Genomic DNA, 16,512 nt, shown 5'->3' on the forward strand with positions numbered 1-16,512 from the left:
TTGCCTTTAAAATACTCAAATATATATATTATGCCTTTATAATGGCACAAAGTTGTGCAAATCTGCACTATTTTTATTATTCTTCAAATTCTTCCCTAAGAATTCTGATAACTTCGTTGATGGTTTCCTCTTCCAAATCGGTTCTTTTCACCAAATCATCAACATCTTGCTCCAATACGCTTTTTGCCGTATCCATTCCAGCTTTGCTGAATTCTTCGATGATCCATCCTTCAATTTCATCAGAGAACTCTCTTAATTCTACATCTTCTTCAGCACCTTCTCTAAACACATCGATTTCGTAACCTGTTAATTGACCGGCCAAACGGATGTTGTGACCGCCTCTACCAATGGCTTTACTTACCTCTTCTGGTTTTAAAATTACCTCGGCACGCTTCGCTTCTTCATCAATTTTTATTGAAGTTACTCTTGCTGGGCTCAAGGCACGTGTAATGAACAACTGTAAGTTGTTGGTATAGTTAATTACATCGATGTTTTCGTTACCCAACTCGCGTACAATGCCATGAATTCTTGATCCTTTCATACCTACACAGGCACCTACTGGATCAATTCTATCGTCATAAGAATCTACGGCTACTTTTGCTTTTTCACCTGGAATTCTCACTACATTTTTTATAGTAATCAAGCCATCAAACACCTCTGGAATTTCCTGCTCGAACAGTTTTTCCAAAAATACGGGCGAGCTTCTCGACATGATTATGGTTGGTTTGGCACCTTTTAATTCCACACTATCAATCACACCGCGAACGTTATCGCCTTTTCTAAAGAAATCAGACGGGATTTGCTTGTCTTTTGGAAGCACGATTTCGTTGCCTTCATCGTCCAACAAAATCACAGCTCTATGACGGATGTGGTGCACTTCGGCTGTATAAATTTCACCCACTAAATCTTTAAATTGTTTGTAGATAATGGTATTGTCATGCTCGTGAATTTTCGAAATTAGGTTTTGGCGCAACGCTAAAATGGCACGTCTTCCTAAATCGACTAATTTCACTTCTTCAGATACATCTTCGCCAACTTCAAAATCGGGCTCAATTTTTCGCGCTTCAGAAAGAGATATTTCTTGGTTTTCGTCTTCCACCTCTCCGTCGGCAACTACAACCCTATTCCTCCATATTTCTAAATCCCCTTTATCTGGGTTAACAATAATATCAAAATTATCATCATCTCCAAATTTCTTCTTAAGGGCACTTCTAAATACTTCTTCCAAAATAGCCATTAACGTTACTCTGTCAATTAGCTTATCGTCTTTGAATTCTGAAAAAGATTCAATTAACGCGACATTTTCCATATCTCTTTTAAATTAAAATTTAATCATAACTTTTGCTTCAACAATATCTTCATAAGGAATATTGGCTTCCTTTTTTACGGTTGTTTTGCCTTTGCCAACAGGCTTGGGCTCTCTAACCTTCCATTCTAGCTTTATGCTTTTATCGTTCGCTTCGGTAAGCACCCCTTCAATAGTTTCAGAGCTGGTTTTTACTTTTAGCGTACGGCTTACATTTTTTTTATACTGGCGCTGGTGCACCAATGGAGAGGCTGCTCCTGCCGACATCACTTCCAGCGAAAAATCTTCCTCCTCACGGTCTAAATTATGCTCTATGGCACGACTTACAAAAATACAGTCGTCAACCAAAACCCCATTATCGCCATCAATAATTACTTTAACGTGATTGCTTGGCGAAATGCTTAAATCTATCAAAAATAAATCCTGACGTTCCGTCAACGCGGCATCGAGTAATTCTGTAACCTTGGTTTTAAACATTTTTTAGTATAAAAAGAGGGGACTTTTCGTCCCCTCATAATCTTTAATTTCGTCTTTCAATGGTGCAAATATATAATATTTTATTGATTTTTAAAGGAATATTTCATAAATTTAAATACCGCCGACGCAATAGAACACTAACTAAACACATCTTGAACTGATGAAAAAATTACTTGTCCCCACCGATTTTTCTGATCAAGCCGAAAACGCCCTAAAGGTTGCGGCACAAATTGCAAAAAAGCATAACTGCGAAATTTATCTGCTCCACATGCTTGAAATCCCGCTGCAGGAAGTAGACCCTTTGGGCACCCAAAGCGCTTTACCCGAAGCCATGTTTTTTATGAAACTGGCCCACAAAAAGTTTGAAACCCTAATGAAGAAAGATTTTTTGCAAGGGATAACCGTGCACGAAACCGTAGATTTTCAAGAAATTTTTAAAGGGATTTTCCATGTGTGTAAAAAACACGACATCGATTTGATTGTAATGGGCTCTAACGGTGTTAGCGGTCTGCGTGAAATGCTGATAGGAAGCAATACCGAAAAAGTAGTTAGAACTTCAGAAACACCGGTTTTGGTGGTAAAAAAGGAACACCCTGTTTTTAATATTGGGCATTTTGTTTTTGCTTCAGATTTTGAAGATGAAAGCAAAGCCGCCTTTAAAAAAGCCATAGATTTTTCCGATATGTTCGGAGCCAAACTACACTTGCTTATGGTGAACACCCCCAACATGTTCATAACCACCCAAGAGGCTAACAAACGTATGGAGCCCTACGAAAGGCTTATAACCAACAAACCCCACACTTTAAACATTTACAACGATTTAAGCATTGAAAAGGGCATCATGAATTTTGCCGAATCTATAAACGCCGATATCATTGGCATGAGTACCCACGGCCGCCAAGGACTTTCGCATTTTTTTAATGGCAGCATCAGCGAAGATTTAGTAAACCACGCCAAACGCCCAGTGATTACTTTTAAGATTTAGGGAGCATAATTGTTTAAATATTTCCAAAAAGTTTTTAATAAGTTAACAAAAAGCTAGATAAATTTATTCATCTTTAACTTTTGAAAACTTAATTAAAACCTCATGCAAAAAAAATACTTTTTCCTCCTTACTAGCTTGATTTCAACATACCTGAATGCCCAAATAACCTTAACCAACACTAATAACACCGTTGAAATTGGAGACACATATAATTATATTTTGGTTTCAAATTATACATTTGATGTAAGTCAAAGCGGAGCAAATCAAACCTGGGATTTTTCTAGTGCCACAGGAAATATAGACACCACCAATTGTATTAGCCCCTCAAATGCTTCTGAACCATCTAATTTTTCTTCTGCTGATTTAGTTTTATTTTCGTCAAATTCTGGTACTGAAGCATACATGTCGGTTTCCAGTTCTGAAATTTCAAATGAAGGCTATTATATTCCTGGAAGCGTTAGAGCCATTTATTCTGATAAACAAGAACACCTTAAGTTTCCTATGACATATAATGATGTGTTTAATGAAACTTTCTCAGGAACTGTTGAAAACATTTCTACCGAACAGACTTTCAATAGAACCGGAACTATAGAAATAACAGCTGACGGTTATGGTAATTTAATTTTACCCTATACAACAATAGACGATGTACTCAGAATTAAAACAGTAATTTCAAGCATAGACACATATATGGGGATTCCATTACCAGAAACAACAACCATTTCATACACCTGGTTTGACACCTTGAATAAAAACTACTTAGCTTCTACATCTGAAGTTTACAATAATGGTTCTTTAGTTTCATCTTATGCATATTATTTAAGTGAAACAGATTTAGTTTTAGATATAAATAAAGTTAATTCTAAAGAATACCAATTATCTATATTCCCTAATCCAGCCAATAGCTATACTATAATTAAAAATAACTCTTTCAACTCTTTATCCGCATCTATTTACGACACTAAAGGCTCTCTAATAAAAAAACTTGATGTTGAAAATGGAATAAACAGAATTGACGTTACAAATTTTCGTCCCGGAGTTTACATAATTAAATATCAGAAAGATTCTGAACTTTATACAGACAGGCTTGTGGTTAAATAATGCACAAATAATTTACTTCACCAAAACCCCTTTTACTTCCATCAAAGGAATGGGTTGCAACGCCTTTTCGTTGATGGTATTTTTTCTAAACAGATAGGTTTTATCGAACATTTGGTTGCCCTCAAAAAACGATACTTTAAATTGATTGTTTAAAGCAAAGAGTTCTTCCTGCATCAATTCGATTTTAGCATAGCTTTTTGCGGAAAGTTTATCGAGTTTTTTCCGAAAGGTAGACGTAATTTTATCGCCAGCATAACCGTTGGTTACAATCAACACCACCTCTAAATCTACATTTTTATCGTTAATGATGTAAGCGTTCCAATCTTGGGTCTTATAAATATCGTTGTACTCGTTTACTACGGCTACGTAAACGCCTTCAACTTTTGGAATATCAATATCTTTCTTCATGCTGCAAAAATAGAAAACTATTCAAAATAAGGATTCGAATAATTGGGTTTGGTAATGCCCCGTAAACTGAAAACAATAAAATGGTTTAGCAAATCTGTGTTAGAATACACATCGAACAAGTTATTACGTATAAAAGCGACTTCTTCAAACCGTTTAAAGTACAGATCGCAAAACAAATCTAAATTCACCCCTTCCAATAAAATATCTTTTTCTTTTGCCACTTTCAAAAGGCTGTAAATCCGCTCTTTTACAAAATTATTCCGAAAATCATCAAACACTTTATTGGCTAACGGATAGTATTTTCTTAGTCCGAAAATAAAGGAAGGTTTAAAGTACTTTAGGCGCTCAAAAGCCTTTTCGTACATTAAAATAATACTAGTGATTGGGTCTTTCTCGGATTTTATTAAATGCTCTAGTGTTTCGTTGTATTCGTTAATTAAATATTGAATACTGGCCACCACCAAATCTTCTTTACTGGAAAAATACTGGTAAATGGTTTTTTTAGAAATCCCCAATAGGGCAGCGAGCTCATCCATAGTGAACCGCTTGCTGCCGAATTGGGTAAATTTCTCGGCTGCGAACGCAATAATGTGTTCTTTGCCAATCATAAACAAACTAACCTAACATTAAAAAAAAAATCTATTTCCAACCGCCACCAAGTGCTTCGTATAATGTAACGACGCTTAGTAATTGTTGTAATTTGTTATCAATTACGTTTAACTCGGCATTAAGCGCACTTTCTCTTGCGGTTAATAAATCAAGATAATTAGCTAAACCGTTTTGTAATAATTCTTCTGAGTTTGCTTCGGCTTGACGTAGTGCTTCAACTTCATTTTTACGGTATTCGAATTTTTCGGTTTCAGCATTGTAAACATAAAGTGCGTTAGACACTTCGTTACCTGCTGTTAACAAAGTTTTCTTAAAATTTAAAAGCGCTTGTTCTTGCTGTGCTTTGGCTACTTCGTGTTGTGTTTTTATTTTACGCTGATTAAAAATTGGCTGTGTTAAACCACCAATAACTGTTGCAAATAATGAATTAGCATTAAATAACTTATCTAATTCTAAACTTTGAAATCCGCCACTTGCCGTTAAGGTTAACGATGGGTAAAAGTTACTTTTTGCCACATTGGTTAGCTCGAAAGCATTGATTAAATTATACTCTGAAGCAATCACATCTGGTCTGTTTCTCAACAAAGTTGCTGGCACACCAAGTGTAATCTTTTCATCTAACTGTTGCTCGGTTAACTTGCTTCGTTTAATTGGTTCAGCAGGTCTTCCTAATAAGAAATTTAACGTGTTTTCGGTTCTAAAAATAGCTGCTTGTAAATCTACTTTTAAGGCTTTGGCATTGTTAAACTGCGCTATGTATTGGTCTACCGCAACTTGTGTTACGCTTCCGGCATCTTTTAATGCCTTAATAGTGTAAACACTACTGTCTCTGGTGGCAATAGTTCTTTCAGTAATTTCTAATTGTTCGTCTAACGCTAATAACTGATAATAGGTTGATGCTATTGCCGAAATTAATTCGGTTTTTACCGCTTTATGTGCTGCCACAGTTTGTAAATAACTAGCTTCACCTGCGCGTTTATTACTTCTTATTTTACCCCAAATATCGGCTTCCCAAGATAAACTTCCTGATAATTCATATTGATCTACAGACGAGAAAAAACCACCAAACTGACTGTTTTCAGACAGTTCTTGGTGTGTTGCTTGGGCTGTACCAGTTAACGTTGGTAAATAACCTGCTTTACCTTGTTTCATATACGCATTGGCGATAGCAATTTGCTGAATAGCCACACGAATATCTAGATTGTTTTGAAGACCTTCTTCAATATATTGCGTTAAATATTGGTCTTTAAACATATCTTTCCACGATACATTGGCTAACGATATACTGTCTTGTGGTAAGTTATCGGTTCTGTACAAATGTTCTGTTTCTTCTAATTCAGGACGTGTGTAATCCTTCGCCACAAAACAACTTTGCAGTGTTAGCGCCAGCATTAAAACTAATGCGCCTTTACTAAAATTTTTATTTATAGTTGATTTCATTTTTTTAAGCTTCAATTGTTTCTACTTCTGGTTTACGCGATACTTTTTCTTGTAACCATTGGAAAAAGATGAATAAAATTGGGATAACAAATACACCTAAAATGGTTCCTATTAACATACCACCAGCTGCACCTGTACCAATAGAATTATTTCCTTCGGCACCAACACCTTTGGCTAATACAAGCGGCATTAACCCAAGTATAAAGGCGAATGATGTCATTAAAATTGGTCGTAAACGTGCTTTGGCACCATGGATAGCTGCATCTACTATACTTTCGCCTTGTTTGCGTCTTTGCAATGCAAACTCAACAATAAGTATGGCGTTTTTAGCCAACAGACCAACCAGCATTATCAGTGCAATTTGGAAGTAAATATTGTTTTCTAATCCGAAGAATTTCGTACTTATATACGCACCAAACACACCAAATGGTAGCGATAATAACACCGAAAATGGTAAGATATAACTCTCGTACTGCGCACTTAATAAGAAATACACAAACAGAATACTTAAGATGAAAATAAACGTGGTTTGGTTACCTGCATTTACCTCTTCTCGTGTTAAACCAGAATATGCAACGGTGTAATTACTTGGCAGTTTTGCCACTTCTTCTTCAATCACTCTAATAGCATCACCTGTACTAAATCCAGGGTTAGTTGCACCTGTTATATTTGTTGAATTAAATAGGTTGAAACGAGTTACCGATTGCGGACCATACACACGTTTTAAAGTTACAAACTGTGTAATTGGCGTCATTTCACCAGAACTTGTTCTAACATACATACTGTTTAGGTCATTTTCATCTGCTCTGTCTTCTGGTAACGACTGAATGTATACACGATACTGTTTACCAAATCGGCTAAAATCTGAAGCGTAAATTCCACCTATATAACCTTGAAGCGTCCCGAAAATGCTGTTAATAGCCACACCTTTTTCTTTAGCTAAAGGCACATTAACTTCCATTTCGTACTGTGGATAATTAGTGTTGAATGCCGATTGCGCATATTGAATTTCTGGATGACTCATTAAGGCTGCTGCAAACTCTTTATTAGCTTTATCTAAATCGGTAAACTCACCACCGAACTTGTCTAATAAATTCACCTCAAAACCAGCAGAGTTACCAAAACCACGAATACTTGGTGGCGAGAAGAAAATAATTTTTGCTTCTGGAATAGTAGCCGCAATACCAAATAATTTTCCGGTGATGGCTTGTGCAGATAAGGCTTCTGATTCTCTTTCAGACCAATCGTCTAACTTCACGAAACCAATACCAAAGTTACTACCAGCACCACTAATTAAGCTTCGTCCTTTAACAAAACTAGCATCTGTAACACCATCAATGTCTTTAATTTTTGCATATAATTCTTTAGTTACTGCATCGGTACGGTCTAATGATGCACCTGCAGGTAATTCTATGTTAGCAAAAATAATTCCTCTATCTTCATTTGGCACAAATCCTGTTGGTGTTGTTGTTGCAGCCCAGTAAATACCTACACCAGCAATGATTAATAGCATCACTGATACAAACTTGTTTTTATATAAAAACTGTAGTGACTTTCCGTATTTATTTACAGTTGCGTCAAATCCTCTGTTAAATAACGTGTAGAATTTTTGAAGTGCATTTTTTCCTTTTAATTCTTCATCGTCTTTATGTTCTTTTAATAACAATGCACATAATGCCGGACTTAACGTTAAGGCGTTTACTGCCGAGATTAAAATGGCAATAATTAAAGTAACACCAAACTGCTCGTAAAATACACCTGTTGGACCTGTTATGAAGGTTACTGGAATAAATACAGCAGACATTACCAATGTAATTGAGATAATAGCTCCAGAAATTTCGTTCATGGCTTTAAGAGTGGCGCTCTTCGGTTTTTTCTCACCACTATCCATTTTGGCGTGTACGGCTTCTACCACAACAATAGCATCATCTACCACAATACCAATTGCTAATACTAATGCGAATAATGTTAATAGGTTTATAGAATATCCAAAAACATTCAAGAAAAAGAAGGTACCAATAATAGAAACCGGTACTGCAATTGCAGGAATTAATGTAGAACGGAAATCTTGCAAAAAGATAAACACCACTAAAAACACTAGTAAAAAGGCTTCTAAAAGCGTACTAATTACCTTGTCTATAGATGCGCTTAAGAATAAACTTGTATCGTAAGGCACAAAGAAGTTTAAACCTTCAGGTAAACCTTGTTCTACATCGTCTAAAGTGGTTTTTATGTTTTCTATAATTTCGGCAGCGTTAGATCCTTTGGTTTGGAAAATTCCCATAAATACCGCTGGATGTCCTAAACTTGTAGCGTTAGACGAATAGGATTGTGCATCTAACTCAATATCTGCGACATCTTTCAATCGTAAATATTCACCATTTCCTAAAGCTTTAATTACGATGTCTGCATATTGCCCTTCTTCTTTAAATCGTCCGCTATACTTTAAAATATAAGAGAATGATTCACCATTATTTTCACCTAAAGAACCAGCTGCAGCTTCTAAATTCTGTTCGTTTAAAGCAGCTGTAATATCTGATGGTATTAAATTGTAAGCTGCTAATTTTTCAGGTTTTAACCAAACACGCATAGCGTAATCTTGTTGTGAAAACACCGATACATCACCAACACCTTTAATACGCTGCATTGCAGGAATTACGTTTATTTTTAAGTAATTCTGAATAAAAGTAGCATCATAATCTTCGCTATCAGAATACATAGCAATAAACATTAATGCACTGGTTTCTTGCTTTTGCGTTACAATACCCGTTTGAATAACTTCTGAAGGTAACAACGGATTTGCACGTGCTACACGGTTTTGTACGTTTACCGCAGCAATATCGGCATCCATAGTTTGGTCGAAATACACGGTAATTTCGGCAGTACCATTATTTGATGCTGTAGATGTAATGTACGTCATACCTTCTACACCATTAATTTGCTCTTCAATTGGTACAATTACACTCTCTAAAACAGTCTCTGCATTTGCACCTGTATAGTTAGCCGTAACCTTAATAGTTGGCGGCGCAATATCTGGATATTCCTCTATAGGTAAAGATGTTATACTGATAACACCTAGTATAACTATGATAATAGAGATTACTGTTGAAAGCACTGGTCTTTCAATAAATGTTTTTAACATAACTAATAAATATGTTTAAGGAATAATTTAGTTTTTAAATAAAGTAGCTACTTTTTTAGTGGCTTCGGTAAACGGAATTTCTTGTGGCGCAATTGGCATACCATCACGTAATTTTGAAACACCAGATGCTACAATTTTAGTATTAGCATCTATACCTGATTTTACCACGTAAAGATTATCTACTTTCGCTTCAACTTCAATAATTTTACTGCTTACTTTATTGTCTTCGCCCAAGGTGTAAATCATTACTTTACCTTGCTGTTCAAAGGTTGACGATTGTGGTACAACTACTGCATTTGCGTAAGTTGAAGGAATACGTATTTTACCGCTGTTTCCGTTAGTTAACAGCTCGTTTGGATTATCAAAAGCTGCTCTTACTTTTATGGTACCAGTTGTTTCGCTAATTTGACCAGTACTGGTTTGAATACGACCTTTTTCAGAATATATATCGCCATTTGCTAATACTAAACTTACATCTGGCGAATTTTTAATACGCTCTGCTTTGGTTTTACCCTTCATTCGTTTTAAATGGTCTATGTATTGCGCTTCGTTTAAAGTGAAAAACGCATATACTTGACTAATATCGCTAACCGTAGTTAATGGTGTTGGATCGGCAGCGCTTACTAAAGCACCTTCTCTAAAATTAATAGAACCTACGTAACCATCAACCGGACTTTTTACCGTTGCATAACCAATATTGGCAGCAATACTACTGTAAGCTGCTTTGGCTTGTGCTAAATTGGCTTTTGCAGTTTCTAATTGTACAGGACTAATAATATTTTTTTCTACTAAAGGTTTTAACTTATCAACCTCAACTTGAGCCACATTAACTTGTGCTTTTGCCGCTTCGGCATCTTGACTTAGCGATTGCGTTTCTAACCTAAAAAGAGGCTGACCTTTGCGTACTCTAGCACCTTCGTCCACCAATACTTTTTGAATGTATCCTGAAGTTTTTGCACGCACATCACTGTTTACAATACCTTCAATATTTACAGGATATTCGTTAAAACCTTCTACCGTTTGGGTTTGAATTTGCGTTACCGGAAATGGTAAGGCTTGCTGTTGTTGCGCTGCAGCTGCTTGCGCATTGTCTTTATTACCACAGCTAACCACGACTAGAAACACACTAGCTATGGTTAATATTGAAATAAATTTATTTGTTGTCATTATTTTAAAGGTTGAATTTATTTTTAATTAGGTTTTCTTTTAAATTTTCTATTGAAGCCGAAGCATCTTCTACAAATCGTAAATAATCGTTATGAAAGGTTAAATCGAATTTTTCTTCTTCATCTGTAATATGCTCGTTAATAGCTTCTTTGTAAGCTTTCATTTCTTTATGAAGTGCCGCAACTTCTTCCCATTCTTTTATCATTTCATTAATATGATGTAAAACAGAATCTTTATTAATGATGAAATACTTTTTACGGTCACCAGTTTTGGTGAAGTATTCTAATTTCTTTAAATCTTGTAAGTGGTTTAAATGCGTAGAAATTGTGCTTTTACTAGCTTGAAGTACAGTAACCATTTCATCAAACGTAGTACCGCGCTTACCAGTTAAAATCACGTACGCCATAATGCGCGCAGCAACAGGCGCTAGGTTTTCTCTACCTTCTAAATGCACACCAAGTTTTTCAACCAGTGCCATTTTTTTGCTACATATATCTTTCGTCATAAATTATTTTAAAAAATTATGCTGCAAAAATACATCAGGTTCGGAACAAACCGAACTAAACGAAGTTAATTTGTTGTTAAATAAAAAAAGCCGATGTTTCCATCGGCTTCAAATAGTATTTTATAGATGCTTATTTTATAACGCAGACTTAAACTGCTCTAAGAAACGCACATCGTTTTCGCTCAATAAACGGATATCACCTATTTGATGTAAAAGCATGGCAATGCGGTCTATTCCCATTCCGAAAGCGAAACCAGAGTATTCTTTAGAATCGATACCGCAGTTGTCCAAAACATTAGGGTCTACCATTCCGCAGCCCATAATTTCCAACCAACCGGTACCTTTAGTAATTCGGTAATCAATTTCGGTTTCCAATCCCCAATACACATCTACCTCGGCACTTGGCTCGGTAAACGGAAAGTAACTTGGGCGCAAACGTATTTTACTTTTTCCGAACATTTCGGTAGTAAAGTGCTGAAGCGTTTGTTTTAAATCGGCAAAACTCACGTCCTTATCAATGTACAAGCCTTCCACCTGATGGAAAAAGCAGTGCGAACGCGCCGAAATGGCCTCGTTACGATACACCCTGCCCGGAGAAATGGTTCGGATAGGCGGTTTGTTATTTTCCATATAACGTACCTGCACCGAACTGGTGTGTGTACGCAATAAAATGTCAGGATTGGTTTGGATAAAAAACGTATCCTGCATATCTCTTGCTGGGTGATATTCAGGTAAGTTTAAAGCTGTGAAATTGTGCCAATCATCTTCAATCTCCGGCCCCTCACTTACGTTAAATCCAATGCGCGAAAAAATATCGATAATTTGATTTTTTACGATAGAAATAGGATGACGAGCACCAATCTGAACAGATTCGCCCGGACGGGATAAATCGCCATAAACGCCTTTTACCTCTTCTTTACTTTCCAGCTCCCCCTTTAAGGCGTTGACTTTATCCTCAGCCGTTTTTTTCAGCTTATTAATGGTTTGTCCGAATTCCTTTTTTTGGTCGTTCGCCACATTTTTAAACTCGGCAAAATACTGTTTCAACAAACCTTTTGACCCCAAATATTTTATTCTAAAGGCTTCAACCTCTTCTTTAGATTGGGCTTGAAACGTTTCGGCTTCGTCAATAAGTTCTTTAATCTTTTCTATCATAACATCTTAAAAAGGATGGCAAATTTAGTAAAATATAGTCATTACGCACAAGACGATGTCATCTTTAAATCAAGAGATTGCTTCGATAGCCTCGCAATGACCTGTAATTATTCGATATACTCCGTTTCCACAAAATAATTCACAATAGCTTCTTTCATCAACACCGATTGTTCCCCTGCTTTTAAATGCGGTAAGGTTTCCAGTGTTTTATAATGCGGCCAACCTTCATCATCGACAAAATCGAGTTCGTAGTAGCCATAAGGCGCCAAAAGTTTACAAATGGCGATATGCATTAAATCTAGCTTTTGGTCTTTTTTAAAACTGCGGTGCAGCTGCCCCAGTTCCTGCACTCCGATAAGGTAAATAATGGCATCGAGGTCCATCGTGTCGCCATCGGCAAATTGCGCCGATAATTTTTCCACCACCAAATCCCACCGTTCTTTTAATTGCTCGTCCCTAGCCATAAATTAGTTTCTAGTTTCAGGTTTAAAAAGTTCAAAGTTAACAAACCTCTCGGTCACTTCGCCACATCTCTCCTTAAAAAGGAGCGAATTTAACATGGTTATTTAATTATATTTGACAAAATTCTGAATTATGGGCGTAATAGATATTGTTTTAGGGGCTTTAATTTTATTTGGACTAGTACGTGGTTTCATGAAAGGCCTTTTTGTAGAAGTGGCCTCTATTATTGCGCTAGTTGCCGGAGTTTATGGCGCCATTCATTTTAGTGATTTTGTTGCCAGTTTTTTACAAGACAAAACCGATTGGACCGACAACACTATTAAATATTCGGCATTTGCCATAACGTTTATCATTATTATTTTGGCTATATCGTTGGCCGGCAAAGCATTGACCAAATTGGCTGATTTTGCCGCATTGGGCATTATCAATAAAGTTTTGGGCGGAATTTTTGGCGCATTGAAAATAGCCCTGGTTTTAAGTGTGGTTTTGATTGTATTCGACCGACTAAACAACACGCTGCCTTTTGCCAACGAAGAGGATTTGGAAGACTCCTTGCTTTACAGCCCTGTAAAATCGCTGGTGCCGAGTATTTTTCCGAATGTTTTGAACAATGATGAAGATTCTGACGAAACGGACAGCAACGTACTCCAATCAGTTTAAAACAAACTGGTAATCAATATCGTCAACATTCAACAGGCTTTTGCCTTTCCGCCTAAAAAATAAATCTTTTAATTCTTCTATTTCCTGCCTATTGAACAACAATACCAAATTCGGCTGAACCGAAGGTATCGGTATTTTTCGTTTGAAGGTCGATTTGGCATATTTGCACTCCCAAAATTGGGCGTCGATGGTTTTTAGATATTCTTTAAACTGGATATATTGCCTGTAATCAAATTCAAAATACAAATTGTTGAATTCCAAATGATAAATTTTACAATTGACGCACAACGACAACTCGCCATTTTTCCCTTTTGATATTGTTTTTATGCTTTGGCACATGATTTATTATTTTTTCGATGGTTACAGCATAAAATTTGGCTAGTAACAATCGGTTTTTATCTGTTGATTTTCTCTATAAAACTCAAACGGTTTTAAGGAATGTTCGGCACAAATGCTTTTTAAAACAGCAAACACACTATTTTGCATGGCCAACGACCCGCAAACCATAATCACACCGTTTTCGCTTAAGGTTTTAGTTATTAATGCCGCGTCAGTTTTTATGGTGTCCTGCACATATTGTTTTTGGCCTTCCTGCGAACAAGCCAAGTTTAGTGTATTCAATCGGTTTCGTTCTAAATCCTTTTGCAAACCGGCTATGATGGTTTCTGACGATGATTTCCTTCGGATGCCCCAGTATAAATGGGTTTCTACCTGATTTTTGTTTTCATCAATCATCCCCAAAAATGGCGCAATGCCCGTTCCGTTGGCTATTAAAATGGCTCGACTGACTTTCTTCGGAAAATGAAACGCTGGATTTTTAACAATGCGGGCTTTAAAGGTTTGGCGTTCGGATAAGTCGTTTAAATAGCCCGAGCCCAAACCGCATTCGTGCAGCTTAATGCTTAAATGCACATGCCCGTTGATTCGCCCAATGGAATACAAGCGCTCCCGATGGTCGTTTTTTGGGTAAATGGCCAATAAATCGCCCGACTTGATGGTTTTGGGCCACTTGGGTTTCAGGGTTACCGAAAACGTATTGTCGGCACTCACTTGGGCCAACTCCTTTTCAACTACCACGAAACGTTTCAGGTTTTTGGGCTTTGCTGTGAGTTTATCTTCCGGAATGGTTAAGGACAAGTTTAATTTACTGTTCCAATTTTTTACCCACGCATCGAATGCCTCAAATGATTTGTCGTTTATGGTGTGCAATTCGGTGAGTTGTGTAGCATTCTTCAGTTTTAAAAAGGCTTGATTTGCATCTTCTGCAAACTTGCAAAAATCGGGATAGGCCAACGAACCAAACCCAACCACCGAAAATGAAAACGGCTGCTCCTGCTCAATTTCTTCGGTTAATTTTAAAAATTTATTGGCATTGGTAGGCGCCTCGCCCTGCCCATAAGTCGCCGTTATAGCTACAATTTGTTTCGCTGTTTTAAAGGTCGAATAATGATTAAGCTCGGTGATGTACGATGTTTTTCCCGAAGCCAACAATTGTTTGTGTAAGGCATTGGCATAAGCAACGGTGCTTCCGTTTTCAGAACCCACTAAAATTACAAACTCGGCTTCATCCTTTTTGAATTTGTTTTTTAATCGGGAGGCTCGGCGTTTAAAAGTCATCGCAAAACCAGAGTAGATAAAAAACAGAATGTTCACCGTGGCAATAGCCAAAATTACCGACCACAATATGCTGCCTTTACCCGTATGCAAGTTGAGACTTAATGCCGTAAAAACACTGAATTCTGAAATATTGATGTCGCTCAAAACTTCTCCCGTAAACTGATTAACCAGCATTTCTTTGTTATTCAATTTTAAGGTGAAATAATCTTCAACATCGGGTGAAAAGGGAAATTCAATGGATTGAATTTCTGAAAGCGAGGTATTTCTGAAAACATTAAAATCTGAAATCTCCTGTTTTGGAGTTTCAGAAAGCGATTCGAAATTTACTTGGTGTTTTGCTTGCGATTCGGGCAGCAAATCAAATTTATCGAATGATAAATACACACCCGTAGTAGTGATGATAATGATGGGGATTAAAGACAAACGCCCCAAAACCACATGCCAGTATTGATTAAAATCGTCATTGACTATTCTTGAAAAAAATTTTTTAAATGAACGTTGCCGCTTTACAATCAGCACCGTTCCGGAAACGGCAATTAAAAACAAGAGGAACGAACACAGCCCGACAAAAAAACGCCCCACACTCTTTAAAAACAACGACCGATGAAAGTTGGTTACCCATTGAAAAAATGGTGAAGGCTTTAGTTCCTCCCCTAAATATTCGGCTGTGTTTGGGTTGAAGTAACCTTCTAAATTATCGCCCTCTTCGGTAATAACGGATGCTAGAACAAAATGGTTGGCATCCACTTTTATGTCTATAATTTCAGGATACATTTCTTGAAAAGCAGAAATGGTTTCAGCAACAGTTACCTCATCCAAATCGGCAACTTCAAAAGGCTGCAATTGTTCCGAAATGGGTTGAAAGGCCAAAATAATGCCCGTTACCGACGCCAAAAAAATGAAAATAAAAGAAGATACAGCCAACGCTAGATGACTGTACCTCCAAATTGAAATAGACATAAAAACTAACTCGAAATAATTATTATTTATTGGGAATCATCCGCACGTAACGGATAAAGCCCTTTCCGTCATGCTTGCCTTTAATAGCTTCGCTGGTCAATGGAAATTGCACATCTTTTACATGATATTTATCGTCTTCAACCGCAGATTCGAAACGGATGCTGTACCCTGCATCAATTTTCGAATCTTCAATATCGATAACATTAATGCTTCGCTCACCACCAGAAATGGTTGCCCCGGTTATGGCATCGATGTTGTTACGTTTTTTTCCATAGAATTTCCACCATTCTTCAACTGTGTTGTACCATTCATCGTCATCACCAATAACGTAAAGGGTTTTTTCGTATTCGCCTTCAGGATTAATTAATGAAATAACAATGTATGCACCATGCCCTGTGTAATTGGTCAATTGGATCATGCATTTGTATTTGGTAGATTCCGTTAAGGTTGAAAAAGATACGAGACCTAAAAACAGCACACCTAAGATACTTATATATTTTAATTTCATGTTTTATTAT

Annotated in this window: 16 protein-coding genes; 3 read left to right on the plus strand and 13 right to left on the minus strand. The window is 36.8% G+C overall.

The window, feature by feature from the left end; all coding sequences use genetic code 11:
- Nucleotides 1-76: 76 nt before the first annotated feature.
- Nucleotides 77-1,309 (minus strand): transcription termination factor NusA, encoded by a 1,233-nt coding sequence (nusA, locus tag HC176_RS11420; protein WP_167918410.1) that lies wholly within the window; start codon nt 1,307-1,309, stop codon nt 77-79.
- Nucleotides 1,310-1,321: 12 nt separating this feature from the next.
- Nucleotides 1,322-1,783 carry a ribosome assembly cofactor RimP gene (gene rimP, locus HC176_RS11425; protein WP_167918411.1) on the minus strand — a complete coding sequence of 154 codons (462 nt, stop codon included), beginning with the start codon at nt 1,781-1,783 and terminating at the stop codon, nt 1,322-1,324.
- 160 nt (nt 1,784-1,943) lie between these two features.
- Here rimP and HC176_RS11430 point away from each other — a divergent pair, with 160 nt between their 5' ends.
- Together HC176_RS11430 and HC176_RS11435 are read left to right on the plus strand one after the other, a co-directional pair.
- Nucleotides 1,944-2,768, plus strand: a complete 825-nt coding sequence (locus HC176_RS11430) for a universal stress protein (protein ID WP_167918412.1) — start codon at nt 1,944-1,946, stop codon at nt 2,766-2,768.
- Nucleotides 2,769-2,870: 102 nt separating this feature from the next.
- Complete coding sequence (locus tag HC176_RS11435) at nt 2,871-3,869, plus strand: T9SS type A sorting domain-containing protein (protein ID WP_167918413.1); 999 nt, start codon at nt 2,871-2,873, stop codon at nt 3,867-3,869.
- 12 nt (nt 3,870-3,881) lie between these two features.
- Here HC176_RS11435 and HC176_RS11440 read toward each other — a convergent pair whose 3' ends face one another.
- From HC176_RS11440 to HC176_RS11475, 8 genes are all read right to left on the minus strand, one after another.
- The gene (locus HC176_RS11440; RefSeq protein WP_167918414.1) at nt 3,882-4,277 is read right to left on the minus strand and encodes a hypothetical protein; all 396 of its coding nucleotides are present in this window, start codon (nt 4,275-4,277) and stop codon (nt 3,882-3,884) included.
- 17 nt (nt 4,278-4,294) lie between these two features.
- On the minus strand, nt 4,295-4,885 hold the full coding sequence (locus tag HC176_RS11445) for a TetR/AcrR family transcriptional regulator (RefSeq protein ID WP_167918415.1): 591 nt from the start codon (nt 4,883-4,885) through the stop codon (nt 4,295-4,297).
- A 31-nt stretch (nt 4,886-4,916) separates the two neighbouring features.
- Complete coding sequence (locus tag HC176_RS11450; RefSeq protein WP_167918416.1) at nt 4,917-6,326, minus strand: efflux transporter outer membrane subunit; 1,410 nt, start codon at nt 6,324-6,326, stop codon at nt 4,917-4,919.
- A gap of 4 nt (nt 6,327-6,330) precedes the next feature.
- Nucleotides 6,331-9,468 carry an efflux RND transporter permease subunit gene (locus HC176_RS11455; RefSeq protein WP_167918418.1) on the minus strand — a complete coding sequence of 1,046 codons (3,138 nt, stop codon included), beginning with the start codon at nt 9,466-9,468 and terminating at the stop codon, nt 6,331-6,333.
- Between the two features lie 27 nt (nt 9,469-9,495).
- Nucleotides 9,496-10,635 carry an efflux RND transporter periplasmic adaptor subunit gene (locus HC176_RS11460; RefSeq protein WP_167918420.1) on the minus strand — a complete coding sequence of 380 codons (1,140 nt, stop codon included), beginning with the start codon at nt 10,633-10,635 and terminating at the stop codon, nt 9,496-9,498.
- 4 nt (nt 10,636-10,639) lie between these two features.
- On the minus strand, nt 10,640-11,140 hold the full coding sequence (locus tag HC176_RS11465) for a GbsR/MarR family transcriptional regulator (RefSeq protein ID WP_167918422.1): 501 nt from the start codon (nt 11,138-11,140) through the stop codon (nt 10,640-10,642).
- A gap of 135 nt (nt 11,141-11,275) precedes the next feature.
- Nucleotides 11,276-12,295 carry a phenylalanine--tRNA ligase subunit alpha gene (pheS, locus tag HC176_RS11470; RefSeq protein ID WP_167918424.1) on the minus strand — a complete coding sequence of 340 codons (1,020 nt, stop codon included), beginning with the start codon at nt 12,293-12,295 and terminating at the stop codon, nt 11,276-11,278.
- 107 nt (nt 12,296-12,402) lie between these two features.
- Nucleotides 12,403-12,759: a hypothetical protein gene (locus HC176_RS11475; RefSeq protein ID WP_167918426.1), complete on the minus strand. Its 357-nt coding sequence runs from the start codon at nt 12,757-12,759 to the stop codon at nt 12,403-12,405.
- Nucleotides 12,760-12,889: 130 nt separating this feature from the next.
- Here HC176_RS11475 and HC176_RS11480 point away from each other — a divergent pair, with 130 nt between their 5' ends.
- Nucleotides 12,890-13,417, plus strand: a complete 528-nt coding sequence (locus HC176_RS11480) for a CvpA family protein (RefSeq protein WP_167918428.1) — start codon at nt 12,890-12,892, stop codon at nt 13,415-13,417.
- Here the strand turns inward: HC176_RS11480 and HC176_RS11485 are convergent.
- From HC176_RS11485 to HC176_RS11495, 3 genes are read right to left on the minus strand one after another with little or no spacing between them, the layout of a single operon-like run.
- Nucleotides 13,409-13,756, minus strand: a complete 348-nt coding sequence (locus HC176_RS11485) for a DUF6686 family protein (RefSeq protein ID WP_167918430.1) — start codon at nt 13,754-13,756, stop codon at nt 13,409-13,411. The genes HC176_RS11480 and HC176_RS11485 overlap by 9 nt on opposite strands.
- 39 nt (nt 13,757-13,795) lie before the next feature.
- Nucleotides 13,796-15,994 carry a PepSY domain-containing protein gene (locus HC176_RS11490; protein ID WP_167918432.1) on the minus strand — a complete coding sequence of 733 codons (2,199 nt, stop codon included), beginning with the start codon at nt 15,992-15,994 and terminating at the stop codon, nt 13,796-13,798.
- A 22-nt stretch (nt 15,995-16,016) separates the two neighbouring features.
- Nucleotides 16,017-16,502, minus strand: a complete 486-nt coding sequence (locus HC176_RS11495; protein WP_167918434.1) for a DUF2271 domain-containing protein — start codon at nt 16,500-16,502, stop codon at nt 16,017-16,019.
- Nucleotides 16,503-16,512: the final 10 nt, after the last annotated feature.

The organism is Tamlana crocina (assembly GCF_012037625.1).